A 24773-nucleotide genomic window follows, 5' to 3' on the forward strand; every position below is an offset into this window, starting at 1 on the left:
GCTTATCCACAGGTGAGTAGGATCCTAATAATAGATCCAGTAAAAGATCTTATATAAAGATCTTTATATATATTTAGCCTTCACTTTGATCCGCGCTAAGAGAGAAAACAATTTTCACCCACTGATAAAGAAGGTAGAATACCGCTCTTTTATTTTCTCGATTGAATCCTTTGAATACCTGAGGTCGGTTCATGCTTTATCACGAAAACTTTGACGTCATTGTTGTCGGTGGCGGACACGCAGGAACGGAAGCCGCACTCGCATCAGCTCGCACAGGGCAGAAAACCCTGTTGCTGACTCACAATATTGATACTTTGGGGCAGATGTCTTGCAACCCTGCGATTGGGGGTATCGGTAAAGGTCATCTGGTGAAAGAAGTGGATGCGATGGGCGGTTTGATGGCTGAAGCTATCGATCACGCAGGTATTCAATTTCGCACCCTAAATGCCTCCAAAGGGCCGGCGGTACGAGCAACGCGTGCACAAGCGGATCGTGCTTTATACAAAGCCTATGTGCGTCATGCATTGGAAAACACGCCGAATCTGACCTTGTTCCAGCAAGCCGCCGATGATCTGATGGTGGAAAACGATCGTGTCTGCGGTGTGGTTACCCAGATGGGGCTCAAATTCCGCGCTAAAGCGGTGGTATTGACCGTTGGCACCTTCCTCGGGGGTAAGATCCACATTGGTCTCGAGAACTTTTCAGGTGGTCGAGCTGGTGATCCACCGTCGATCGCTTTGGCGGATCGTTTACGCGAGCTGCCTTTCCGTGTCGATCGCTTAAAAACGGGTACTCCGCCGCGCATTGATGCGCGCAGTGTCGATTTTTCACAGCTCGAAGTGCAACACGGCGATAATCCGACGCCCGTGTTCTCTTTCATGGGCAATCGCACGCAGCACCCACGTCAGATCCCGTGTTTTATTACTCACACTAACGAACAGACGCATGATGTGATCCGCAATAACCTTGATCGCAGCCCCATGTACGCTGGCGTGATTGAAGGGATCGGCCCTCGTTACTGCCCGTCGATCGAAGATAAGGTGATGCGTTTTGCTGACAAGAACAGCCATCAAATTTTTATCGAGCCTGAAGGGCTAACCACCACGGAACTGTATCCAAATGGCATCTCGACCAGTCTGCCGTTTGATGTTCAAGTACAAATTGTCCGCTCAATGAAAGGGTTTGAGAACGCCCAAATCGTTCGTCCGGGCTACGCTATCGAATACGATTTCTTTGATCCGCGAGACCTCAAACAGACTTACGAAACCAAATTTATTCAAGGCTTGTTCTTTGCAGGCCAGATCAACGGCACCACCGGCTACGAAGAAGCGGCGGCGCAAGGTTTGATGGCAGGTCTCAATGCTAGCCTGTTTAGCCAAGAGAAAGAGGGCTGGAGCCCACGTCGCGATCAAGCCTATATGGGCGTGCTCATCGACGATCTCTCGACCATGGGCACCAAAGAGCCGTACCGCATGTTTACCTCCCGAGCGGAATACCGTCTGCTACTGCGTGAAGACAATGCCGATCTGCGTTTGACCGAGAAAGCGCGTGAACTTGGCCTGATTGGCGATGCACGCTGGGCTCGTTTTAACCAGAAAATGGAGAACATGCAGTTGGAGCGTCAGCGCCTCAAAGAGACGTGGATGAACCCGAACTCGTCAGGCGTGGAGCAGCTCAATGCATTGCTCAAAACGCCTATGTCGCGTGAAGCGAGCGGTGAAGATTTGCTGCGTCGCCCAGAAATGAGTTACGACCTACTGACTTCCTTACCTGCGTTTGCCCCAGCTATGGATGACCGTGAAGCGGCAGAACAGGTTGAAATCCAAGTGAAATACGAAGGCTACATTCAGCGTCAGCAGGATGAAGTCGAAAAATCATTGCGCTACGAGCACACCAAGTTGCCGAGCGATCTGGATTACAAAGAAGTCAAAGGGTTGTCAAACGAAGTGGTGCTCAAGCTCAATAATGCCAAGCCTGAAACCATTGGCATCGCCTCGCGTATTTCGGGCATCACCCCTGCGGCGATTTCGATTTTGCTGGTGCATTTGAAGAAGAGCGGCCTGTTGAAAGTGGGAGAAGAGCAGCTATGAGTGCACTGCGCGCCAAGCTTGATGCCTTGATCGCCCAAACGTCGTTAGAGGTGTCGGATAAACAGCGTCAGCAACTTATCGGTTATGTTGAGTTGCTGCATAAATGGAACAAAGCTTACAACTTAACCTCCGTGCGCGATCCGCTTGAGATGCTAGTGAAACATATTCTTGATAGCATCGTTGTGTCACCTCATCTGCGTGGCGAACGTTTTATTGACGTTGGTACCGGGCCTGGGTTGCCCGGAATACCTCTGGCCATCATGAATCCAGAAAAAAGCTTCTTTTTGCTTGATAGTCTTGGCAAACGTATCCGCTTTTTGAAGCAAGTGGTGCATGAGCTTGGTATTCATAATGTGACCCCGGTGCAAAGTCGCGTCGAAGCGTTTCAACCAGACGAAAATTTTGATGGTGTTCTAAGTCGTGCATTTGCTTCAATGACAGACATGGTGGAGTGGTGTCATCATCTGCCGAAAACCGATCACGGTGTTTTCCTCGCACTGAAGGGACAACACCCGAAAGATGAAATTGATCAGCTTCCTGACTGGTGCTGTGTGACAGAGATCATATCTTTGACAGTTCCCGAGTTAGAAGGTGATCGCCATCTTGTAATCTTATCGCGCAAGGAATAATAGCGAGGTCATCGTGGGTAAAATCGTAGCCATTGCCAATCAGAAAGGCGGAGTCGGAAAAACGACTACCTGTGTGAATTTAGCGGCCTCTATGGCTGCCACCAAACGCAAAGTTCTGGTTATCGACCTCGATCCGCAAGGAAACGCTACGATGGCCAGTGGCGTCGACAAGTACATGGTGGATGCCACTGCCTACGAACTGTTGGTGGAAGATACGCCGTTTGATCAGGTGGTTTGCACCACCACCACGGGCAAATATGACCTGATTGCGGCCAACGGTGATGTTACCGCCGCTGAAATAAAATTGATGGAAGTGTTTGCTCGTGAAGTGCGTTTAAAGAACGCCTTAGCCGCAGTTCGTGATAACTATGATTTCATCTTTATTGATTGTCCTCCTTCTTTAAACCTTCTTACAATCAATGCCATGGCCGCGGCGGATTCCGTTTTAGTGCCAATGCAATGTGAATATTTTGCATTAGAAGGTTTAACTGCGCTTATGGATACCATTAGTAAGTTGGCTGCGGTGGTGAATGAAAACCTCAAAATTGAGGGGTTACTGCGTACCATGTACGACCCGCGCAACCGCCTTTCCAATGAAGTCTCCGATCAACTGAAAAAGCATTTCGGTAGCAAAGTATATCGCACGGTGATCCCACGTAATGTGCGGCTGGCTGAAGCGCCAAGCCACGGGAAACCAGCAATGTACTACGACAAACACTCAGCAGGCTCAAAAGCGTATCTTGCGCTCGCTGGCGAAATGCTGCGTCGAGAAGAAATCCCAGTTTAACCTTAACCGAAGGAATTCGTCCCCATGACTAAGCGTGGTCTAGGAAAAGGACTGGATGCTCTGCTGTCCACCAGTTCATTAGCTCGTGAAAAACAACAAATCGCCACCCACAGCCAAAGTTTGTCGGCCGAAGGTGAATTGACCGATATTGCTGTGGGTCACCTGCAACCCGGGATTTACCAGCCACGTAAAGACATGTCTCCACAAGCGTTGGAGGAACTGGCAGCCTCCATTCAATCACAAGGCATTATTCAGCCGATTGTGGTGCGTGCGCTCAATGATGGCCATTTCGAAATTATTGCTGGCGAGCGCCGTTGGCGTGCGGCTAAGCAGGCAGGGCTAAAACGCGTGCCTTGTCTGGTGAAAAATGTTGAAGATCGCGCTGCGATCGCCATGGCATTGATCGAAAATATTCAGCGTGAAGATCTCAATGCGATCGAAGAAGCTCAGGCATTAGAACGGCTGCAAGATGAGTTTGCCCTGACGCATCAGCAAGTGGCGGATGTGATTGGTAAATCGCGAACCACAGTGAGCAATCTGCTCCGATTGAATAGTCTTGAGCCTGAAGTGAAACAATTTGTCTCGCAGAAGTTGCTGGAAATGGGCCATGCCAGAGCCTTGTTGGCCTTGGAAGGTGAGCAGCAAGTTGAAGTGGCTCAGCAGGTCGCCAGTAAGTTGTTGACCGTACGCCAGACCGAACAATTAGTGAAAAAGTGTTTAACACCTAAGGTTGAGCAAGAATTGCCATCAAAGGATGAAGAAACACAACAAATGTCACAAAAATTGAGTCAACTGTTGGGTGCTAAGGTTTCTATTGTGAGATCCATGAACGGCAAAGCAAAATTGACAATTAGTCTTGATGAGCCTCACAAATTAGAGCAACTAATTGCCAAGCTAGAAAGCTAAATGAGATAATTGATTTAGGTCAATTATGCAAAAAATCATTTTTTGTACGAAAGTTGTCGGTTTGTAAACAAAACTGTAAGTTTTTGCTGCGTTTTAATTGCAATCGGTTGGACTCACCGTATAATTTTCGCCAATTTCCCTCACCCCTAAATGAAGACAAGGTGATATGGGAGTTACTAGAGGTACGAATACATGGTAGCTGCGTTAGCCAGGCCAGGACGAGAGCTTGCAAAGCAATTGTTATTGATCGAGGCTGGCGCGGTTATTTTGCTGGCAGCAGGAATGGCGGTGGCTGTTAATGCTGAATGGGGGTTTTCATCGCTAATAGGCGGTAGCATTTTTGTTGCGGCTAATGCGGTGTTTTCTGTTTGTGCGTTCCTGTTTGTGGGGGCTAGGGCGGCGAAATACGTTGCCATTTCCTTTTATACAGGTGAGGCGCTGAAGATCCTCATTACAGTAGCGCTATTTTCTGTGGCCTACATGTATATGCAGGTGGAACTTGTTCCCCTGAAACTAACCTATTTGCTGGTTCTCGGTATTAATATCTTTGCGCCAGCGCTATTCATTAACAACAAAAAATAGGATGAGTTATGGCTGCGCCAGGTGAAGCGCTAACAGCTTCCGGTTACATCACTCACCACCTTACCAACCTTTCAACTTACAAGTTGGGGCTGGTGGCGGAAGAGACGAGTTTCTGGAACGTACATATCGATAGTCTGTTTTTTTCGTGGTTTACAGGTCTAATTTTCCTCGGAATTTTTTACTCTGTGGCGCGCAAAACAACAGCCGGTGTACCAGGTAAGCTTCAGTGTGCTGTAGAAATGGTTGTAGAATTTGTCGCCACAAACGTCAAAGACACATTCCATGGACGCAACCCGCTGATTGCACCTCTAGCACTGACTATCTTTTGTTGGGTATTCTTTATGAACTTGATGGACCTTGTGCCTATCGATTTCCTACCATACCCGGCAGAGCATTGGCTCGGTATCCCTTATTTGAAAGTGGTTCCGTCGGCTGATGTGAATATCACCATGGCTATGGCACTAGGCGTTTTTGCTCTGATGATTTACTACAGCATCAAAGTGAAAGGTCTGGGCGGGTTTGCCAAAGAACTGGCTTTACACCCATTCAACCACTGGACAATGATCCCATTCAACCTACTAATCGAAGTGGTATCGCTACTGGCGAAACCTCTCTCTCTTGGTATGCGTCTGTTTGGTAACATGTTCGCGGGTGAGGTTGTATTCATTCTTTGTGCGGCAATGCTACCATGGTATCTACAATGGATGGGCTCACTACCATGGGCGATCTTCCATATTCTGGTAATCCTGATTCAGTCATTCGTGTTCATGATGTTAACGATTGTTTATATGTCAATGGCCCACGAAGACAGTGATCATTAATTTTGTTTATTCTTATTAGACTTTTAGTTAATCGCTATAATTGGAGATAGTAATGGAAACTGTACTAAGCTTTTCTGCAATCGCAGTAGCAATCATCGTTGGCCTATGTGCTCTAGGCACTGCGGTAGGCTTCGCTGTTCTAGGTGGTAAATTCCTAGAAGGTGCTGCTCGTCAACCAGAAATGGCGCCTATGCTTCAAGTTAAGATGTTCATCATCGCAGGTCTACTTGATGCGGTTCCAATGATCGGTATCGTAATCGCACTTCTATTCACGTTCGCAAACCCATTCGTAGGTCAACTAGCTGGTTAATCATCGGTTTTGAACGACAAGCGTCAGCTTGTCTTTGATTAACACTAACTCGAATAGAGGGGTAGCTGTTGTGAATATTAACGCAACTCTGCTAGGTCAAGCGATTTCGTTTGCGATGTTTGTGTGGTTCTGTATGAAATACGTATGGCCACCAATCATGCAAGCGATTGAAGAGCGTCAGAAGAAAATTGCTGACGGTCTGCAAGCAGCGGAACGTGCTGCGAAAGACTTAGATCTAGCGCAAGCTAATGCTTCTTCTCAAATGAAAGAAGCGAAGCGCACAGCAACTGAGATCATCGATCAGGCCAACAAACGTAAAGCACAGATTATTGATGAAGCTCGCGAGGATGCACAGGCAGAACGCCGTAAGATCCTTGCGCAAGCGGAAGCAGAAATTGAAGCTGAGCGTAATCGTGCCCGCGATGAACTGCGCAAACAAGTTGCAACTCTGGCTGTCGCTGGTGCAGAGAAGATCCTTGAGCGTTCAATCGATAAAGATGCGCACAAAGATATTCTCGATAACATTACTGCAAAACTTTAAGTTTGGGGGCGCTTATGTCTGATTTGACTACAATCGCACGCCCCTATGCTAAAGCAGCATTCGACTTTGCCGTAGAAAAGAAACAACTAGACCAATGGGGTCAAATGTTGTCTTTCGCTGCGGAAGTTGCCAAGAACGAACAAATTAGTGAACTGTTGTCCGGTTCAATGTCAGCGGATAAGTTGACTGAGCTATTTGTAGCGATTTGCGGCGAACAAGTGGATGAACATGGCCAAAACCTTTTGAAGGTGATGGCTGAGAATGGCCGATTGAAGGCCCTTCCTGATGTTTGCAAACAGTTCTTTGTTCTGAAAAAAGAGCATGAGAAAGAGATTGATGTAGAAGTTATTTCTGCAACAGAACTTTCTGATGAACAAGTGGCAAATATCAGCAGCAAACTTGAGCAGCGTCTTGAACGCAAAGTGAAGCTGAATTGCAGTATAGATGAGGCCCTACTTGGTGGGGTGATTATTCGAGCCGGAGACTTAGTCATCGATAACTCAGCACGTGGTCGTTTGAACCGCCTGAGCGATGCATTGCAGTCTTAATGGGGATTGGAGCATGCAACTTAATTCCACGGAAATCAGCGATCTAATCAAACAGCGTATTGAATCGTTCAACGTTGTTAGTGAAGCTCGTAATGAAGGTACTATCGTATCGGTAAGCGATGGTATCATTCGCATTCACGGCCTAGCGGACGTGATGCAAGGTGAAATGATTGAATTACCGGGTGGCCGTTATGCACTAGCACTTAACCTTGAGCGTGACTCGGTAGGTGCGGTAGTCATGGGCCCATATGCTGACCTTAAGGAAGGCATGAAAGTAACAGGTACTGGCCGCATTCTTGAAGTGCCAGTAGGTCCAGAACTGCTTGGTCGCGTAGTGAACACACTGGGTGAGCCAATCGACGGTAAAGGTCCAATTGAAGCCAAATTGACTTCTCCTGTTGAAGTGATTGCACCGGGTGTAATCGACCGTCAATCGGTTGATCAGCCTGTACAAACTGGTTATAAGTCCGTTGACTCCATGATCCCAATCGGTCGTGGTCAGCGTGAACTTATCATCGGTGACCGTCAAACTGGTAAAACAGCGATGGCGATCGATGCAATCATCAACCAGAAAAACTCTGGTATCTTCTCTATCTACGTTGCGATTGGTCAGAAAGCTTCTACTATCGCTAACGTAGTACGTAAACTGGAAGAGCACGGCGCTCTGAAAAACACCATTGTTGTGGTGGCTTCAGCGTCTGAGTCTGCTGCACTGCAATACCTAGCGCCATATGCAGGTTGTGCAATGGGCGAATACTTCCGTGATCGTGGTGAAGATGCGCTGATTGTTTATGATGATCTTTCTAAGCAAGCTGTTGCTTATCGTCAGATCTCTCTACTTCTGAAGCGCCCACCAGGTCGTGAAGCATTCCCAGGTGACGTATTCTACCTCCACTCTCGTCTACTAGAGCGTGCTGCTCGTGTAAACGCAGACTACGTAGAGCGTTTTACTAATGGTGAAGTGAAAGGCAAGACCGGTTCTCTGACCGCGCTTCCTATCATCGAAACTCAAGCTGGTGACGTTTCTGCATTCGTACCGACTAACGTAATCTCGATTACTGACGGTCAGATCTTCCTGCAAACTGAACTGTTCAACGCGGGTGTTCGCCCAGCGGTTGACCCAGGTATTTCAGTATCTCGTGTAGGTGGTTCTGCTCAGACGAAAATCATCAAGAAGCTATCAGGTGGTATCCGTACCGCGCTAGCAGCTTACCGTGAATTGGCGGCGTTCGCTCAGTTCTCTTCGGATCTTGATGAAGCGACTAAGAGACAGTTGAACCACGGTCAAAAAGTAACTGAACTGATGAAGCAGAAGCAATATGCTCCGATGTCAGTTTTTGACCAAGCGTTAACTATCTTTGCGGCAGAGCGCGGCTATCTAAGTGATGTAGCACTGAATAAAGTGCTGGATTTCGAAGCGGCTCTACTATCGTATGCTCGCGGTCAATACGCTGAACTAGCAGCGCAGATCGACAAGACGGGTGCTTACAACGATGAAATCGAAGCTCAGTTCAAGAAACTGGTTGACGATTTTAAAGCAACCCAAACTTGGTAATAAGTCGGTGGCAGTGGCTGCCACCAACTAATGGAGAGTAACGATGGCCGGCGCAAAAGAGATACGTAGTAAAATCGGTAGTGTTAAAAGCACTCAGAAGATTACGAAAGCGATGGAAATGGTAGCAGCTTCAAAAATGCGTCGTTCTCAAGACGCCATGGAAGCTTCTCGTCCATACGCGGAAACAATGCGTAAAGTGATCGGTCATGTGGCAAACGCCAGTCTAGAATATCGTCATCCGTATCTAGAAGAGCGTGAAGCCAAGCGTGTTGGTTACATCATCGTTTCCACCGACCGTGGTCTGTGTGGCGGTTTGAACATTAACGTGTTTAAAAAAGCCCTTACAGACATGCAAGCGTGGAAAGAGAAAGGTGCTGAGGTCGAACTGGCTCTGGTTGGTTCGAAAGCAACGGCTTTCTTTAAAAGCAGCGGTGCTAAAGTAGCGGCTCAGGTGTCTGGTTTGGGCGATAGCCCGAGTCTTGAAGACCTGATCGGCTCAGTCAGCGTTATGTTGAAGAAATACGATGAAGGTGAACTGGACCGTTTGTTTGTGGTATCGAACAAATTCGTTAACACCATGGTTCAGCAACCAACGATCGATCAATTGCTACCTTTGCCTAAATCGAATAGCGAAGAGATGCAGCGTCAGCACTCATGGGACTACATCTATGAGCCTGAACCAAAACCTCTGCTTGATGCCCTGTTGGTGCGTTACGTAGAGTCTCAGGTTTACCAAGGTGTGGTTGAGAACCTTGCTTGTGAGCAAGCGGCTCGAATGATTGCGATGAAGGCTGCAACCGATAACGCGACTAACCTGATTGAAGATTTGGAACTTGTGTACAACAAAGCCCGTCAGGCGGCGATCACACAAGAACTGTCGGAAATCGTTGGTGGTGCAGCAGCGGTTTAAGCTTAGGTTAAACGAAACAGTTTAGAGGATTAACGATGGCTACAGGTAAGATCGTACAGATCATCGGTGCGGTAGTCGACGTAGAGTTCCCACAGAGCGATGTACCAAGTGTATACGACGCTCTAAACGTAAAGGACTCAAAAGAGCGTCTTGTTCTTGAAGTTCAGCAACAGCTAGGCGGTGGCGTAGTTCGTTGTATCGTGATGGGTAGCTCTGATGGTTTACGTCGTGGAGTAGAAGTGGTAAATACTGGCGCTCCAATTTCAGTGCCAGTAGGTACTAAGACCCTAGGTCGTATCATGAACGTGCTTGGTGATGCGATTGACGAGCGTGGTGAAATCGGTGCAGAAGAGCTGTACTCAATTCACCGCCCTGCGCCTAGCTATGAAGAGCAGTCAAACGCGACTGAACTTCTAGAAACGGGCGTTAAAGTAATCGACCTAATCTGTCCATTCGCTAAGGGTGGTAAGATCGGTCTATTCGGTGGTGCAGGTGTAGGTAAGACCGTTAACATGATGGAGCTTATCAACAACATCGCACTGCAACACTCAGGTCTGTCTGTATTTGCTGGTGTTGGTGAGCGTACTCGTGAGGGTAACGACTTCTACCACGAAATGCAGGAAGCGGGCGTTGTAAACATCGAGAAACCAGAAGAATCGAAAGTAGCGATGGTTTACGGTCAGATGAACGAGCCACCGGGCAACCGTCTGCGCGTTGCACTGACTGGTTTGACAATGGCAGAGCGTTTCCGTGACGAAGGTCGTGACGTTCTACTGTTCGTTGACAACATCTACCGTTACACACTAGCTGGTACAGAAGTATCTGCACTACTAGGTCGTATGCCATCTGCGGTAGGCTACCAGCCAACGCTAGCAGAAGAGATGGGCGTACTGCAGGAGCGTATCACGTCAACCAAACAAGGTTCTATCACCTCTGTACAGGCGGTATACGTACCTGCGGATGACTTGACTGACCCGTCTCCAGCAACCACGTTCGCGCACTTGGATGCAACGGTTGTACTTAACCGTAACATCGCTGCGATGGGTCTGTACCCAGCGATCGACCCACTGGATTCGACCTCTCGTCAGCTAGATCCACTGGTTGTTGGTCAAGATCACTACGACACAGCGCGTGGTGTTCAGCAGACACTTCAGCGCTATAAAGAGCTGAAAGACATCATCGCGATCCTAGGTATGGATGAACTGTCTGAATCGGACAAGCAAGTGGTTGCACGTGCTCGTAAGATTGAGCGTTTCCTAACTCAGCCTTACCACGTAGCGGAAGTATTTACAGGTGACCCAGGTGTTTACGTACCTCTTAAAGAGACTCTACGTGGCTTCAAAGGTCTGCTAGCTGGTGAATACGATGACATTCCAGAGCAAGCGTTTATGTACTGCGGTACTATTGACGATGCTATCGAGAATGCGAAGAAGCTATAAGGCTAACTAGGAGGCGATATGGCAGCAATAACCTTTCATCTGGATGTGGTGAGCGCGGAGAAGAAAATCTTCTCTGGTCGTGTTGAAACCTTTCAGGTGACCGGTAGCGAAGGTGAGCTGGGTATTTTCCACGGCCACACACCGCTGCTGACCGCTATCAAGCCTGGTATGGTGCGTATTGTGAAGCAACACGGCCACGAAGAGTTCATTTATGTCTCTGGTGGTATCGTTGAAGTTCAGCCTGGCACGGCAACCGTGCTGGCTGATACTGCGATTCGTGGTGAAGAGCTAGACGCAGCGAAGGCAGAAGAAGCGAAACGTCGTGCTAAAGAGAACATTCTCAATCAGCATGGCGATATGGACTTCGCACAAGCGGCCAGTGAACTGGCTAAAGCCATTGCTCAGCTTCGTGTAATCGAGCTGACAAAGAAACGTCGTTAATTTTAGCGGTGTTTTAGTAGTGATAAAGGCGGTCATTTGACCGCCTTTTTGCTTATTTTTTATCAGAAATTTTTATCATCAAGTTAACTAATATCAATTAGCTGGGTAAAATAAGCGCCAATATTTTTGTAAAACGTCATAGGTTAGAACAATGAAATTTAGCGCGGTGATTCTCGCGGCGGGTAAAGGTACCCGTATGTATTCCAATATGCCCAAGGTATTGCACACATTGGCAGGTAAGCCGATGGTCAAGCATGTGATAGACACTTGCACAGGCCTTGGCGCACAAAATATTCATTTGGTGTACGGCCATGGCGGCGATCAAATGCAAGCGGCGTTGGCGGATGAGCCGGTAAATTGGGTATTACAGGCTGAGCAGCTAGGGACGGGTCACGCGGTCGATCAAGCGTCAGCGCAGTTCCAAGATGACGAAAAAATTCTGGTGTTGTACGGCGATGTACCGCTCATCTCTTCCGAAACGATTGAAAGCTTGCTGGATGCACAGCCCAAAGGCGGTATTGCTCTTTTAACAGTAGTGCTGGATAACCCAACCGGCTATGGCCGTATTGTGCGTAAAAATGGCCCTGTTGTGGCGATCGTTGAGCAGAAAGATGCCAATGAAGAGCAGAAACTGATCAAAGAGATCAACACAGGTGTGATGGTTGCGACAGGAAGCGATTTGAAACGTTGGTTGTCAGGACTCAACTGCAACAACGCTCAAGGTGAATACTATTTGACCGATGTGATTGCGGCGGCGCACGACGAAGGCAATGCGGTGGAAGCGGTGCATCCGGTCAATCCGATTGAAGTGGAAGGCGTGAATGACCGTATTCAACTGGCTCGCCTAGAGCGTGCTTTCCAATCCATGCAGGCGAAAAAACTGCTTGAGCAAGGCGTGATGTTGCGTGATCCTGCGCGTTTTGATCTGCGTGGTGAGCTGCAATGCGGTATGGACTGTGAGATCGATTTGAACGTGATCATCGAAGGTAACGTCTCTCTAGGCGACAACGTAGTGATCGGCGCGGGTTGCGTACTGAAAGACTGTGAAATCGACGACAACACCATCATTCGTCCGTACAGTGTGATTGAAGGTGCTACTGTTGGTGAGCAGTGTACCGTGGGGCCGTTTACCCGTCTTCGCCCTGGTGCGGAAATGCGCAATGATTCGCATGTGGGTAACTTCGTTGAAGTGAAAAATGCGCGCATTGGTGAAGGCTCGAAAGCGAACCATCTGACCTATCTTGGCGATGCGGAAATTGGCCAGCGCACTAACATTGGCGCGGGAACCATCACCTGTAACTACGATGGCGCGAACAAGTTTAAAACCATCATTGGTAATGACGTGTTTGTTGGCTCAGATAGCCAACTGGTGGCTCCAGTGACGATTGCCGATGGCGCAACCATTGGTGCTGGCACCACGTTAACCAAAGATGTTGCTGAAGGTGAGTTAGTGATTACTCGCGTTAAAGAACGTAAGATTGCTGGCTGGCAGCGTCCTGTAAAGCAGAAATAACAAAAATCGCCGCTCAATTGAGCGGCGATTTTTTTGCAAAAGGGATTATTCGTCGCTAACTACGCGCGCGTTGTCAGGCGTCGTGAAATGCTTTGACAGCTCACGATTGGATATCACATAACCCATCCATAACCCACCCATACAGAGAATGATCGCCATCCCTGTCACCGCTTGCGCTTGGCTGGCAAGCGCTGCAACCAAGGCACTCGACAAACTGCTGACGGTGATTTGCAAACTGTTTTGCAAACCTGCGGCCGTGGCTGGGCTTTGCTTAGCACTGGCAAGTGCACGGTTAACCACGATAGGGTAAAGGGCACCATTGGCCACGGCAATCAAACAGAATGGCGCTAAGATGGGCCAAATCGAGGTTAACTGCCATTGTGATGCAATGAAAATCAGCAGCGCCGCAACGCTAAACAGACCAATCAGTTGACGAAGGACTTTTTCATCACCAAATTTGCGTACGCCGACTTTGCCTAAGTATCCGCCAAGCATAAACGCGATGGTTTGCGGTACAAAGCTCATGCCGATATCTTTGGCATCGTAGCCAAGTTTCGCCATGATCTCTGGCATACCGGTCAGGTAAGCAAAGAAAGCGGCAGACGCAGTGGCGAACATCATCACGTTACCTAAGTAGGTTTTTGAGCTGAGCAGATGTTTGATATCCGATTTCACACTGCTTTGCTTTGGCTCAATGGCGACACTAGGCTGTGCCATTGTTGCCGCAACCAAGACCAGTCCCAGTACCGTTAACGCGACAAAAATACTGTGCCAGCCAAAGCTATCTGCTAATACAACACCCAACTGAGGAGCGAGCGCGGGAGACAGTGCCACCAGCGGCATAATGGTAGCAAAAATTTGTTGGCTACTGCTGGAGTAACGTTTGATGACCATGGCTTGCCAGATCACGGCCGGCGCACATACCCCGATCGCTTGCACAAAACGCAAGCTGAGCAGTTGCCAAACTTGATCACTGAACGCCAAACCCAATGAGGCCAGCGTAAACAGAGCAAGGCCAGCTGCCAAGGTATTACGGTGGCCAAACTTATCAGAGGCAAGCCCCCAAAGCAGTTGACCGACCGCCATGCCGACCAAGAAGACCGTCAAAGAGAGCGCGATCTGTTCTGGCCCGGTCATAAAATCAATTTCCATCGCTTTAAACGCGGGGAGATACATGTCTGTTGCGACAAAGCCGAGCATCGAGAGGGCTGCAAGATACACAAGCTGCATTTTTGAAATGTTCATAGTTATTCCATTCAATTTTTTTCACTACAAATGTTTTGTGATCAGTTGGCGCCAACCCTGATTTATATGCTCTACTATTCTATTTTTCGCATTTGAAAAAATAAAACGCTAAAATTCGTAGTTATTAATCAAAATTTTTGAAAGGTAGACTGTGTTTTCAAAACCGTCGCTAGAAATGTTGGATACCGTCGCTCGTTTAGGCAGTTTTACTGCCGCCGCTGAGGTGCTGCACAAAGTGCCTTCGGCCATCAGCTATGGTGTGCGTCAGGTGGAACAAGAACTTGGCGTGTTGCTGTTTCGCCGTTTACCGAGAAAAGTAGAACTGACTCCTGCTGGTGAGCTGTTCATCGCGGAAGCACGCATGTTGCTAAGGCAGATGGAAGAAGTGAAGTCGCAGACGCGGCGCGCGGCGCAAGGCTGGCAATCTACGCTCAAGTTAACGCTGGATAACGTGGTCAAGCTCGAAAAGCTCAAGCCTTTAGTTGAGGATTTCTACCGCGAATTTGATTTTGCAGAGCTGCAAATCAATATGGAAGTGTTCAATGGTTCTTGGGAAGCGATCGCTCAAGGGCGTGCGGATATCGTCATCGGCGCCACCTCCGCCATTCCTGTTGGGGGCGATTTTGAAGTGCGCGATATGGGACGATTGGATTGGGTTTTTGTCATGTCACCAGCCCATCCTTGCGTGCGTCAGCAAGTGCTCACTGAAGCGTTTGTCAGCCAGTTTCCGGCGATCTGTTTAGACGATACCTCAAGCGTGTTACCTAAGCGCCATACCGGCCATTATCCGCAGCAGCGGCGTTTGTTGTTACCCAACTGGTACAGTGCCATCGAGTGTTTAAAAAATGGCGTTGGCGTCGGTTATATGCCCCGTCATATTGCCATGCCACTCATCAACGACGGTGTGCTGGTGGAAAAGGTGCTACCGGATGACAAACCGCTGAGTCAATGCTGCTTGGTATGGCGCAAAGATGATAATCACAAGTTGATTCAGTGGATGGTGGATTACTTGGGGAACTCACATCAATTGCATCAAGATTGGCTGCTGAGTACCAGATAAAATCACGCCCTGGCGAGCAGGGCGTGAAGCTTAAGAAAGGAAGAAGCGATAAGACGGATTGTCTGTCACATCCTTACACTGATAACCCAGCTCGCGCAAATGGGCGGAAAAACGCGATAAGTCGTTTTCATCCAACTCAAAACCACACAATACTCGGCCATAATCGGCGCCGTGGTTGCGGTAGTTAAACAAGCTGATATTCCAGTGTGTGCCCAGTGTGCTAAGGAATTTCAGCAGTGCGCCTGGGTACTCGGGAAACTCAAAGCTGTACAGGCGCTCTTTGAGTGGTTTGGACGGTTTACCGCCAATCATGTAGCGCACGTGCAGCTTGGCCATTTCGTCATCAGAAAGGTCCACCACCGGATAGCCACCCTCGCGCAAGTCGCGAATGATGCCATCGAGTTCCTCTTGGCCGTTTTGCAGGCGAACACCGACAAAAATATTGGCCAGCGAGTCGTCGTTGTAACGGTAGTTGAATTCCGTTACCGCACGTCCACCAATCAAATGGCAGAACTCAAAAAATGCGCCTTTACGTTCGGGAATGGTCACCGCAAGCAAGCCTTCGCGTTTCTCACCCAGCTCACAACGCTCAGAGACATAACGCAAACCGTGGAAGTTGGTATTGGCACCCGAAAGTACGGTACCCAAGTTGCGCCCTTTGAGCTTGTGCTTTTCCGCGTACTTTTTCAGCCCCGCCAGCGCCAGTGCCCCAGAAGGCTCGGCAATCGCACGGGTGTCTTCAAAAATATCTTTGACCGCCGCGCAGATTTCATCACTGGAGACGGTTATGTGATCGTCAATGTAGTGCTGGCATAGACGGAAAGTTTCATCGCCAATGCGTTTGACCGCCACACCATCAGCAAACATGCTGACTTGATCAAGTACCACCGGTTTGCCTGCATCCAACGCAGCTTTGAGGCAGGCGGAATCTTCTGGCTCAACGGCAATGACTTTGATCTCTGGCATCAGTTGCTTGACCAACACCGCCACGCCAGCGGCTAAACCGCCGCCCCCAACAGGGACGAAAATGTGGTCGAGGTGGCCGTTTTGCTGCAGCATCTCCATGCCGATGGTGCCTTGCCCGGCAATCACTAAAGGATGATCGAAAGGAGGAACAAAGGTGTAGCCTTTCTCTTGCGAAAGACGCTCAGCTTCGGATTTTGCCTCATCGAAGTTGCTGCCGTGCAACACCACTTTGCCGCCAAAACCGCGCACCGCGTCGACTTTGATATCCGGCGTCGTGCGAGGCATAACAATGGTGGTTTCAATGCCAAGACGGGTTCCAGAGAGTGCCATGCCTTGTGCATGGTTGCCCGCTGAGGCAGCAATCACCCCCGCATCCTTCTGCGCTTGCGACAGATTGGCCACCATATTGTAAGCACCACGTAATTTAAACGAATGCACCGGCTGGCGATCTTCCCGTTTGATCTGCACATTGTTACCAATGCGCGCCGATAAACGCGGCATCTCTTGCAGTGGGGTGACGGTCGCCACTTCATACACGGGAGCGCGCAATATCTGGCGCAGATAGTCTGCGCCAGTGTATTTGGTTAAGGTCATCGCTTAGCCCTCAAGCTTAGACTTATCTCTTACCGCGCCTTTGTCGGCGCTGGTTGCCATGCTGGCGTAGGCTTTCAGTGCAAACGACACTTCGCGTTGGCGAGATACCGGTTTCCAGCCAAGAGCGTCTTGCTCAGCGCGGCGCGCCGCCATCTCTTCATCGGATACTTGCAGAGAAATCGTGCGGTTTGGAATGTCGATGGCAATCAAGTCGCCCTGTTTGACCAAACCAATCGCGCCGCCGTTGGCCGCTTCCGGTGAGGCGTGGCCGATAGAAAGGCCCGATGTACCGCCAGAGAAACGGCCGTCGGTCAGTAGTGCACACGCTTTGCCAAGGCCCATCGATTTCAAATAAGTGGTAGGGTAGAGCATCTCTTGCATGCCCGGGCCGCCTTTTGGGCCTTCGTAGCGAATTACCACCACATCGCCTGCTTTAACTTTGCCACCCAAGATACCTTCCACCGCGTCTTCTTGGCTTTCGAAGACCACCGCAGGGCCGGTGAATTTAAGAATGCTTTCATCCACGCCTGCCGTCTTAACTATACAGCCATCCAGCGCAATGTTGCCTTTGAGGACGGCGAGGCCACCATCTTGGCTAAAGGCGTTTTCTTTGGTGCGAATACAGCCTTGGGCGCGATCGTCATCCAAAGTATCCCAGCGGCAATCTTGCGAGAACGCTTGAGTGGTACGAATACCCGCAGGGCCTGCGCGGTAGAAGCGTTTCACTTCTTCTGAGTCGGTCAGCATGATGTCGTACTGGGCAAGCTGCTCTTCCCAAGTGAGGCCAAGCACGGTTTTCGATTGATTGTGCAGCAAGCCAGCGCGGTTAAGTTCGCCCAAAATACCGACCACGCCACCCGCGCGGTGCACATCTTCCATGTGGTATTTCTGGGTTGATGGCGCCACTTTACATAAGTGAGGCACCATGCGTGACATGCGATCAATGTCTGTCATGTCAAAATCCACCTCACCTTCTTGCGCTGCGGCCAATAGGTGTAAAACGGTGTTGGTGGAACCGCCCATGGCTATGTCTAGAGCCATGGCGTTTTCAAATGCTGCTTTGGTTGCAATGTTGCGTGGCAGTGCGCTTTCGTCATCCTGTTCGTAGTAACGCTTGGTCAGTTCAACGATGCGACGACCGGCGCTTAAAAATAGCTCTTTGCGGTCAGCATGCGTTGCGAGCAAGGAGCCGTTGCCAGGCTGAGAAAGGCCAAGCGCTTCGGTGAGGCAGTTCATCGAGTTGGCGGTGAACATGCCCGAGCAGGATCCACAGGTCGGGCACGCGCTACGCTCGATCTGTTCGCTCTGCTCATCCGAGACTTTAGGATCCGCGCCTTGGATCATCGCATCGACCAGATCCAGCTTGATGATCTGATCCGAAAGCTTGGTTTTGCCCGCTTCCATTGGCCCGCCCGAGACAAAGATCACCGGAATGTTTAGACGCATTGACGCCATCAGCATTCCCGGAGTGATTTTGTCACAGTTGGAGATACACACCATGGCATCGGCGCAGTGCGCGTTGACCATGTACTCCACCGAGTCGGCAATCAATTCACGAGAAGGCAGCGAGTAGAGCATGCCACCGTGACCCATGGCGATACCATCATCCACCGCGATGGTGTTGAATTCTTTGGCGATGCCGCCTGCGGCTTCAATCTCTTTGGCAACCAGTTGGCCGAGATCTTTCAGATGCACGTGACCCGGAACAAATTGAGTGAAGGAGTTGACCACGGCAATTATCGGTTTGCCGAAGTCTTCATCTTTGACGCCTGTGGCACGCCAGAGTGCGCGTGCGCCGGCCATGTTGCGACCATGAGTGGTGGTGGCTGATCTGTATTTAGGCATTCTCTTGTCTCCCTACTTCGTCTCTGGGTACACGTAATCTAACCAGCCCCACTTATCTTCTGTGGTGCCATTGAATAAGCCAAAGTAGGCTTCTTGAACCGCTTTGGTGATTGGGCCGCGTTTGCCTGCGCCCACTTGTATTTGATCGACGCTACGCACCGGAACCACTTCGGCGGCGGTGCCCGTCATAAACACTTCGTCAGCGAGGTAGAGCGCTTCACGGGCGATGTTGGCTTCACGCACTTCATAACCCATCTCACGCGCGAGCGTCATGATGGAATCGCGGGTGATGCCGGGTAGAATCGCGGCCGTTGCAGGTGGTGTTGTGATGACGCCATTTTTGATGACGAAAATGTTTTCACCGGCGCCTTCTGAAAGGTAACCATCAACACTTAATGCAATCCCTTCGGCATAGCCATGACGACGTGCTTCACCACCAACCAGTAGAGAAGAGAGGTAGTTACCGCCCGCTTTAGCGGCGGTCGGAATGGTGTTTGGCGCGGCGCGGTTCCAGCTTGATACCATGGCATCAACGCCATTTTCCAACGCTTCTTCCCCTAAGTAAGAGCCCCAAGGGAAGGCGGCAATGATCAGGTCCATTTCGGTATCGGTGGGAGGACAAACACCCAAGCCAACGTTGCCGACAAACGCCAGTGGACGAATGTAGGCATTATCCAGCTTGTTTTGCCGCAGCGTTTCGCGAGTCGCTTCCATGATCTCTTCCACCGAAAAGGGGATTGGGAAGCGATAAATCTTGGCTGAATCTTTCAGGCGCTGTGCATGTTCTTGGTGACGGAAGACAATAGGGCCTTTTGGCGTGTTGTAACAGCGAACCCCTTCAAATACCGAGGTGCCGTAGTGCATGGCGTGAGTCAGAACGTGGACATTCGCTTCTGCCCAGGGAACCATCTTGCCATTAAACCAGATATAATCTGCTGTTTTCGTTGCCATTATTGCCTTCCTTATGCACTTACGTGTTGTTGTAGATTGTTGTTAGGGAGTTCGTCGTTACGAATCTTCATCACCTCAACACTACGAATATCCCACAATTTTTCAATTTGATTGATGAGAAATGAGATAGGGCGATCGCTATCTACGATGATTTCGACACTGGCGACCTTGCTCTCATGGTTTTGTGTCGCAGCGACTTGTTTGATGACAAAGCCGCGGTGGCGAATTACACGGAGAACTCGCTCTAACAGCACGGGTTTGTCATCGGCTTTGATGTCTAATAAATAACGTTCCATCAGTGGCTCTCCTAGGTGTTTTCCAACATATCACTGTTTGACGCACCTGGCGGTACCAGCGGCCACACATTTTCTTCTTCATCAATCAGCACATGCAGCAAGTAAGACGTTTTGCTTGCCAGCATCTCTTTGAGTGCCGGTTCCACTTCTTCTTTCTTGGTAATGGTTTTGCCCGGAATGTCGAAGGCTTTCGCCAGCATGACGAAATCAGGGTTGTCATCAAGGATGGTTTCACTGTGGCGACCATCGAAGAACAGCGATTGCCACTGACGCACCATGCCAAGGCGTTGGTTGTTTAACAACACGATTTTGACTGGGATCTGGCGGCGCTTCAGCGTGCCTAACTCTTGGATGTTCATCATGATTGAGCCATCACCTGAGATCAGCACCGATTGTGCATCCGGTCTGGCCACTGCCGCGCCCATCGCCGCTGGTAAGCCAAAACCCATGGTGCCAAGGCCCGCTGAGGTGATGAAGTTTTGTGGCTCGCGTGGCTGAATGTGCTGCGCTGCCCACATCTGGTGTTGACCCACGTCGGTGGAGACGATGGTGTTGTCCGGCATGAGATCGGAAAGTTGCTTTAGTAGCCCCGGCGCGTAGATGAGCTCGCCTGGATGGTCATAGCGCCACTTAAAGCCGCTGCGCAGGCTTTCACAGTGATGAACCCAAGGAGAAATATCACGAGTCAGTTCGAGTTGAGGCAAGATGACATTAATATCGCCGCGCAACGGTGCATTGGCATGACGCAATTTACTGATTTCTGCCGCGTCGATATCGATGTGGATCACTTTGGCGTGAGGAGCGAAGGTTTCTAATTTGCCCGTCACACGGTCATCAAAACGTGCACCGACGACCAGCAAAAGATCCGCTTCTTGCACTACGAGGTTTGCTGCTTTGGTGCCGTGCATGCCGAGCATACCCAAATAGTGAGGATCGTGACGCTCGATGGTACCTAACCCTTTTAAGGTGCTGACGGCAGGCATCGGGTTGAGGCGCAAAAACTCACGTACCGTGTGGGTCGCTTTGCCAATTTGCACGCCGCCGCCCACATACAGCACTGGGCGAGTGGCTTTATCCAGCAGTTCTTGCGCTTTTGCGATAGCCACAGGAGAAACACTAGGTGGGGCAGGAGGAGTAAATGGAGGCAATAAATCAACCGGCGCGTTGGCCAATTGCACATCTTTGGCGATATCGACAATCACAGGGCCGGGTCGGCCAGTTTTCGCCACTTCAAACGCTTCAGCCAAAGTAGGCGCTAACTCATGGATATCGGTGACGAGATAGCTGTGCTTAGTACACGCCAAAGACATGCCGATCACATCCATTTCTTGGAACGCATCGGTGCCGATATGAGAACTGGCGACCTGACCGGTGATAGCTACTAACGGCACTGAATCAAGAAAAGCATCGGCTAAACCAGTGACAAGGTTGGTGGCTCCGGGGCCAGAGGTGGCCATACACACCGCGACATCCTGTGTGGCTCGCGCCATGCCAATCGCTGCCATCGCCGCACCTTGTTCATGACGGCATAAAATGTGTTCTACTCCGCCATCGTATAGAGCATCGTAGATTGGCATGATGGCTCCACCGGGGTAGCCGAAAACGGTTTTGATGCCCTGTTGTTTTAATGCGGCAACGACTAACTCTGCTCCAGTCATCGTGTACCCCCTTGGCTACCTTGTGGCTGGTAGCGATTTCCATACTCATTGCACATAGCGTGCGCTCCCATACTTCCCGTCATTTCTGAACTGTAAAATTTATTGTATTCAGTTTAGAACTTCGCCAACCCATGGCTGTAAAAAAACCCCCGGACTTTTCAGTGCGGGGGTTTTTAAAATCTTGTGGTTATTTTGCGCCCACTCTCCCCCGCGCGGTGCTAATCAGGACCACGATAATGAGGATAATCAGAGAGTTAATTTGAGCGGCAAAGTTCATCTGTCTGTCGTTAAATCTGTTATGTAATCATGTACGAAATTGTTTGCGTCACTAGTGGTAACACACAAAACTGCCGTGTGACAAGCAAAAACTCATTCTTTTTTCACATTCTCCTCTTGGCGCTTCAAGCTATATAACTGGTCTGGCTAAAAAACTTTGCTTAATCGCACCGATAAATTAACGAGGACAAAATGGGACTGGCCATCATTCATAGCCGTGCAAGTGTTGGGGTCGAAGCGCCATTGGTGAGTGTGGAAGTCCATATCAGTAACGGTCTGCCCGGATTTACTTTGGTGGGTTTGCCGGAAACCACCGTGAAAGAGTCGAAAGATCGCGTGCGCAGCGCGATCGTCAACAGTAATTTTCAGTTCCCCGCTAAACGGATCACGGTCAATTTGGCACCAGCTGACCTGCCCAAAGAAGGCGGGCGTTTCGACTTACCGATTGCGCTGGGGATCTTGGCGGCCTCGGATCAAATTCCTATGCAGCATATCGCATTACATGAATTTATTGGTGAGCTGGCATTAAGTGGAGAGCTGCGCTGCGTAAAAGGGGTATTGCCTGCGGCATTGGCGGCCAATCTGGCCCAACGCCAGTTGGTGGTTCCGCATGCTAATGGCGATCAAGTGGCGCTGGTCAATAAGGAGCGGCACCGCTCGGCGCAATCGCTGTTGGAAGTGTGCGCACACCTGTGTGGTCAGCAAGGCTTGATTTTGTATCAAACACCCAAGCAGCCCACTCGCCAAAGCCATGAACGGGATTTGCAAGATATTATCGGCCAGCAGCAGGGCAAACGTGCTTTAGAGATTGCGGCGGCGGGCAACCACAACTTACTTTTCCTTGGCCCGCCAGGCACAGGGAAAACCATGCTCGCGTCACGTTTGCGTGATTTACTGCCGGAAATGAGTACGGAGGAGGCGATGGAAACCGCCTCGGTGGCCTCTCTGATGCAAAGTGACATCACCGAGCACAACTGGAAACAGCGGCCGTTTCGTGCGCCGCACCACTCCAGTTCAATGGCGGCGTTGGTCGGTGGTGGATCTATTCCTCGACCGGGCGAAATTTCCCTTGCGCACAATGGCTTGCTCTTTCTCGATGAAATGCCTGAGTTTGAACGCAAGGTGCTTGACTCGCTGCGAGAGCCGTTAGAATCGGGTGAAATTATCATCTCTCGGGCGCAAGGCAAAACCCGCTTTCCGGCGCGCTTTCAGTTGGTCGGCGCGCTTAACCCTAGCCCAACTGGCTATTACGAAGGGAACCAAGCACGTGCTAATCCACAGGCCATTCTGCGTTATCTGAGCCGTTTGTCAGGGCCGCTGCTTGATCGCTTCGATATGTCGCTAGAAATCCCTGCCCTTCCCAAAGGGATGTTGGCGGAAGGCGGGGATCGCGGGGAGCCTACTGCATTGGTCAAACAGCGGGTCAACTTGGCCAGAGAGCGCATGCAGCAGCGCAGTGGCAAAGTGAACGCGCTGTTAGGCAGCCGAGAAATTGAGACCTACTGCCCGCTAGCCAAGGAAGATGCGCAATTTTTAGAAACCGCGCTGCATCGACTCGGGCTCTCTATTCGCGCCTATCATCGCATTATCAAAGTGGCGCGCACCATTGCCGATCTGCAAGGCGCTGAGCAGATAACCCGTCCTCATTTGGCCGAAGCGCTGGGTTATCGGGCGATGGATCGGCTGCTCAGGCAATTGACCGCACAAGCGGTCTAAAAACGGTAGTTGACCCCGACAGAAAGTAGCACATCTTGCGCATCGTAAAAAGCGATGTTCGAGCTGGTTTGGTTGTAGCCTGCGAGCGTGATGAACGACCATTGAGGTTGCATGAACAGGTTCTGATATTCATAAGCCAAAAACAGGCTCAATTGCTGATCTTCGCGCGTTTTAGCAAAGATCTGGCTGCTGGCTTGATAATCTTGCAAGCGGTAACCTGCGGTGAAAGCTAAGTGGTGACGATCCATGATGTTAAACCAGCTTAGATCGGCGGCGTAGGAGTCATAAGAGGCGGCTTTACCATCTGCATCGTGCTGAATGTAGGTAAAGGCAGGCAGTAAGAAACTGGTTGGGCGCAGCATATACCGATAATCCACCTTGACGTAATAGCTCTTGCCATCTCGGCGTAAGCTGGCATCGTTCACGCTATCCTTTTCGATGTCTCTACTGGCATAGGCAAAATCGGCGCTGAGGTTCCCATCGGCGAGATTTTCCAATTTAAAGCGATACGCCATGCCATCTTCATCGGTAGTTTGGCGCTGAGAGTTGAGCGCATAAGGATCTTGCCACGTTTCACCTGACATCACGGTTGGTAGGAGTGAAACATCAAGCACGATACCCGACGGCAGTTGGTGCTTATAACCCAGTTGTAGCGCCAGTGTGCCGACCGCAACATCTTCGCGAGAGGTACCCAGATAGACTTGATGTTCCAACCCTTGACCGAAGGTGTAGGCGAGGCTGCCCAGAGTACCAATCAGTGCTTGGCTTTCACTTGAAGAGGGGGCGCGATAATCGCTGATGCTGGCCTTTGCTTCGGTATTGAAGTTGGATTCACTGGCGCTGTAACCGGTGATGAGTGACAACTCCCCGCTGAAGCCTTGGCTATCCGCTAGCCCTGCCTGTGCTGACTGAGTGACAACGCCGATGAGGGTTGCCAAAATGAGTTTTTGCATGGTTTATCCTTATGGTTTGCTGTGTTCGCGGGTGAAGGCGCACATTAATTGGTGAAAACTACTCGGACCATTTTTTCACGTGTTCCAAACTGACCTTGGAACAGTATAATCACACGCTGTTTTTTTCTTCACCTGATAAAT

23 protein-coding genes are annotated in these 24773 nt (G+C 50.0%); 16 read left to right on the forward strand and 7 right to left on the reverse strand.

The genetic code is table 11. The features are described from left to right. Positions 1 to 191 precede the first annotated feature (191 nt). The 14 genes from mnmG to glmU all read left to right on the forward strand — a co-directional run bounded on the left by mnmG (position 192) and on the right by glmU (position 13072). Entirely contained in the window at positions 192 to 2090 is a 1899-nt protein-coding gene (gene mnmG, locus EWA64_RS08660) for a tRNA uridine-5-carboxymethylaminomethyl(34) synthesis enzyme MnmG (RefSeq protein WP_061893110.1), read from the forward strand. Then, positions 2087 to 2719 (forward strand): 16S rRNA (guanine(527)-N(7))-methyltransferase RsmG, encoded by a 633-nt coding sequence (gene rsmG, locus EWA64_RS08665; RefSeq protein ID WP_061893111.1) that lies wholly within the window; start codon positions 2087 to 2089, stop codon positions 2717 to 2719. The genes mnmG and rsmG overlap by 4 nt, the downstream gene beginning before the upstream one ends. A gap of 13 nt (positions 2720 to 2732) precedes the next feature. Next, positions 2733 to 3506 (forward strand): ParA family protein, encoded by a 774-nt coding sequence (locus EWA64_RS08670; RefSeq protein ID WP_039422363.1) that lies wholly within the window; start codon positions 2733 to 2735, stop codon positions 3504 to 3506. Positions 3507 to 3530: 24 nt separating this feature from the next. After that, positions 3531 to 4412, forward strand: a complete 882-nt coding sequence (locus tag EWA64_RS08675) for a ParB/RepB/Spo0J family partition protein (protein WP_039440859.1) — start codon at positions 3531 to 3533, stop codon at positions 4410 to 4412. A gap of 192 nt (positions 4413 to 4604) precedes the next feature. After that, a complete protein-coding gene (locus EWA64_RS08680; protein ID WP_039422368.1) occupies positions 4605 to 4994 on the forward strand; it encodes a F0F1 ATP synthase subunit I in 390 nt (129 codons plus the stop codon). An 8-nt stretch (positions 4995 to 5002) separates the two neighbouring features. Then, positions 5003 to 5815, forward strand: a complete 813-nt coding sequence (gene atpB, locus EWA64_RS08685; protein ID WP_039422370.1) for a F0F1 ATP synthase subunit A — start codon at positions 5003 to 5005, stop codon at positions 5813 to 5815. A 52-nt stretch (positions 5816 to 5867) separates the two neighbouring features. Further along, on the forward strand, positions 5868 to 6125 hold the full coding sequence (gene atpE / locus EWA64_RS08690; RefSeq protein ID WP_011079050.1) for a F0F1 ATP synthase subunit C: 258 nt from the start codon (positions 5868 to 5870) through the stop codon (positions 6123 to 6125). 70 nt (positions 6126 to 6195) lie between these two features. After that, positions 6196 to 6666 (forward strand): F0F1 ATP synthase subunit B, encoded by a 471-nt coding sequence (gene atpF / locus EWA64_RS08695; RefSeq protein WP_039440861.1) that lies wholly within the window; start codon positions 6196 to 6198, stop codon positions 6664 to 6666. A gap of 14 nt (positions 6667 to 6680) precedes the next feature. Further along, a complete protein-coding gene (gene atpH / locus EWA64_RS08700; RefSeq protein WP_039422375.1) occupies positions 6681 to 7214 on the forward strand; it encodes a F0F1 ATP synthase subunit delta in 534 nt (177 codons plus the stop codon). A gap of 13 nt (positions 7215 to 7227) precedes the next feature. Continuing rightward, on the forward strand, positions 7228 to 8769 hold the full coding sequence (atpA, locus tag EWA64_RS08705) for a F0F1 ATP synthase subunit alpha (protein WP_039422379.1): 1542 nt from the start codon (positions 7228 to 7230) through the stop codon (positions 8767 to 8769). Between the two features lie 43 nt (positions 8770 to 8812). Continuing rightward, positions 8813 to 9679: a F0F1 ATP synthase subunit gamma gene (gene atpG / locus EWA64_RS08710; RefSeq protein WP_061893112.1), complete on the forward strand. Its 867-nt coding sequence runs from the start codon at positions 8813 to 8815 to the stop codon at positions 9677 to 9679. A gap of 35 nt (positions 9680 to 9714) precedes the next feature. Then, entirely contained in the window at positions 9715 to 11118 is a 1404-nt protein-coding gene (atpD, locus tag EWA64_RS08715) for a F0F1 ATP synthase subunit beta (protein ID WP_061893113.1), read from the forward strand. Between the two features lie 18 nt (positions 11119 to 11136). Continuing rightward, entirely contained in the window at positions 11137 to 11559 is a 423-nt protein-coding gene (locus tag EWA64_RS08720; RefSeq protein ID WP_039422386.1) for a F0F1 ATP synthase subunit epsilon, read from the forward strand. Between the two features lie 151 nt (positions 11560 to 11710). Then, positions 11711 to 13072 (forward strand): bifunctional UDP-N-acetylglucosamine diphosphorylase/glucosamine-1-phosphate N-acetyltransferase GlmU, encoded by a 1362-nt coding sequence (gene glmU, locus EWA64_RS08725; protein ID WP_061893114.1) that lies wholly within the window; start codon positions 11711 to 11713, stop codon positions 13070 to 13072. A gap of 45 nt (positions 13073 to 13117) precedes the next feature. Here glmU and punC read toward each other — a convergent pair whose 3' ends face one another. Beyond that, complete coding sequence (gene punC, locus EWA64_RS08730) at positions 13118 to 14317, reverse strand: purine nucleoside transporter PunC (RefSeq protein WP_061893115.1); 1200 nt, start codon at positions 14315 to 14317, stop codon at positions 13118 to 13120. A gap of 151 nt (positions 14318 to 14468) precedes the next feature. Here punC and punR point away from each other — a divergent pair, with 151 nt between their 5' ends. Next, complete coding sequence (gene punR, locus EWA64_RS08735) at positions 14469 to 15377, forward strand: DNA-binding transcriptional activator PunR (protein WP_061893116.1); 909 nt, start codon at positions 14469 to 14471, stop codon at positions 15375 to 15377. Between the two features lie 30 nt (positions 15378 to 15407). On the opposite strand, the gene ilvA is transcribed toward punR, so the two are convergent. From ilvA to ilvG, 5 genes are read right to left on the reverse strand one after another with little or no spacing between them, the layout of a single operon-like run. Beyond that, positions 15408 to 16937: a threonine ammonia-lyase, biosynthetic gene (ilvA, locus tag EWA64_RS08740; protein WP_061893117.1), complete on the reverse strand. Its 1530-nt coding sequence runs from the start codon at positions 16935 to 16937 to the stop codon at positions 15408 to 15410. A gap of 3 nt (positions 16938 to 16940) precedes the next feature. Next, positions 16941 to 18782 (reverse strand): dihydroxy-acid dehydratase, encoded by a 1842-nt coding sequence (ilvD, locus tag EWA64_RS08745; protein ID WP_061893118.1) that lies wholly within the window; start codon positions 18780 to 18782, stop codon positions 16941 to 16943. A 12-nt stretch (positions 18783 to 18794) separates the two neighbouring features. Beyond that, positions 18795 to 19733, reverse strand: coding sequence for a branched-chain-amino-acid transaminase (gene ilvE / locus EWA64_RS08750; RefSeq protein WP_061893119.1), 939 nt, complete (start codon positions 19731 to 19733; stop codon positions 18795 to 18797). Positions 19734 to 19744: 11 nt separating this feature from the next. Further along, positions 19745 to 20029: an acetolactate synthase 2 small subunit gene (ilvM, locus tag EWA64_RS08755; RefSeq protein WP_039422406.1), complete on the reverse strand. Its 285-nt coding sequence runs from the start codon at positions 20027 to 20029 to the stop codon at positions 19745 to 19747. Positions 20030 to 20040: 11 nt separating this feature from the next. Beyond that, positions 20041 to 21687, reverse strand: coding sequence for an acetolactate synthase 2 catalytic subunit (ilvG, locus tag EWA64_RS08760; protein ID WP_039422409.1), 1647 nt, complete (start codon positions 21685 to 21687; stop codon positions 20041 to 20043). Between the two features lie 468 nt (positions 21688 to 22155). On the opposite strand from ilvG, the gene EWA64_RS08765 reads away from it, so the two are divergent. Further along, on the forward strand, positions 22156 to 23679 hold the full coding sequence (locus EWA64_RS08765) for a YifB family Mg chelatase-like AAA ATPase (RefSeq protein ID WP_061893120.1): 1524 nt from the start codon (positions 22156 to 22158) through the stop codon (positions 23677 to 23679). On the opposite strand, the gene EWA64_RS08770 is transcribed toward EWA64_RS08765, so the two are convergent. Beyond that, positions 23676 to 24632: a DUF2860 domain-containing protein gene (locus EWA64_RS08770; protein WP_061893121.1), complete on the reverse strand. Its 957-nt coding sequence runs from the start codon at positions 24630 to 24632 to the stop codon at positions 23676 to 23678. The two genes, EWA64_RS08765 and EWA64_RS08770, sit on opposite strands and share 4 nt — an antisense overlap. Positions 24633 to 24773: the final 141 nt, after the last annotated feature.

Origin of the sequence: Vibrio cidicii (assembly GCF_009665415.1) — a bacterium.
GTDB lineage: Bacteria > Pseudomonadota > Gammaproteobacteria > Enterobacterales > Vibrionaceae > Vibrio > Vibrio cidicii.

Coding starts and splice junctions, on each gene's coding strand:
- punC (WP_061893115.1), bottom strand. CDS start 14,317: ATGAACATTTCAAAAATGCAGCTTGTGTATCTTGCAGCCCTCTCGATG.
- atpA (WP_039422379.1), top strand. CDS start 7,228: ATGCAACTTAATTCCACGGAAATCAGCGATCTAATCAAACAGCGTATT.
- ilvA (WP_061893117.1), bottom strand. CDS start 16,937: ATGACCTTAACCAAATACACTGGCGCAGACTATCTGCGCCAGATATTG.
- rsmG (WP_061893111.1), top strand. CDS start 2,087: ATGAGTGCACTGCGCGCCAAGCTTGATGCCTTGATCGCCCAAACGTCG.
- ilvM (WP_039422406.1), bottom strand. CDS start 20,029: ATGGAACGTTATTTATTAGACATCAAAGCCGATGACAAACCCGTGCTG.
- ilvG (WP_039422409.1), bottom strand. CDS start 21,687: ATGACTGGAGCAGAGTTAGTCGTTGCCGCATTAAAACAACAGGGCATC.
- atpG (WP_061893112.1), top strand. CDS start 8,813: ATGGCCGGCGCAAAAGAGATACGTAGTAAAATCGGTAGTGTTAAAAGC.
- glmU (WP_061893114.1), top strand. CDS start 11,711: ATGAAATTTAGCGCGGTGATTCTCGCGGCGGGTAAAGGTACCCGTATG.
- EWA64_RS08720 (WP_039422386.1), top strand. CDS start 11,137: ATGGCAGCAATAACCTTTCATCTGGATGTGGTGAGCGCGGAGAAGAAA.
- EWA64_RS08680 (WP_039422368.1), top strand. CDS start 4,605: ATGGTAGCTGCGTTAGCCAGGCCAGGACGAGAGCTTGCAAAGCAATTG.
- atpE (WP_011079050.1), top strand. CDS start 5,868: ATGGAAACTGTACTAAGCTTTTCTGCAATCGCAGTAGCAATCATCGTT.
- mnmG (WP_061893110.1), top strand. CDS start 192: ATGCTTTATCACGAAAACTTTGACGTCATTGTTGTCGGTGGCGGACAC.
- atpH (WP_039422375.1), top strand. CDS start 6,681: ATGTCTGATTTGACTACAATCGCACGCCCCTATGCTAAAGCAGCATTC.
- ilvD (WP_061893118.1), bottom strand. CDS start 18,782: ATGCCTAAATACAGATCAGCCACCACCACTCATGGTCGCAACATGGCC.
- EWA64_RS08675 (WP_039440859.1), top strand. CDS start 3,531: ATGACTAAGCGTGGTCTAGGAAAAGGACTGGATGCTCTGCTGTCCACC.
- atpB (WP_039422370.1), top strand. CDS start 5,003: ATGGCTGCGCCAGGTGAAGCGCTAACAGCTTCCGGTTACATCACTCAC.
- ilvE (WP_061893119.1), bottom strand. CDS start 19,733: ATGGCAACGAAAACAGCAGATTATATCTGGTTTAATGGCAAGATGGTT.
- EWA64_RS08770 (WP_061893121.1), bottom strand. CDS start 24,632: ATGCAAAAACTCATTTTGGCAACCCTCATCGGCGTTGTCACTCAGTCA.
- EWA64_RS08765 (WP_061893120.1), top strand. CDS start 22,156: ATGGGACTGGCCATCATTCATAGCCGTGCAAGTGTTGGGGTCGAAGCG.
- atpD (WP_061893113.1), top strand. CDS start 9,715: ATGGCTACAGGTAAGATCGTACAGATCATCGGTGCGGTAGTCGACGTA.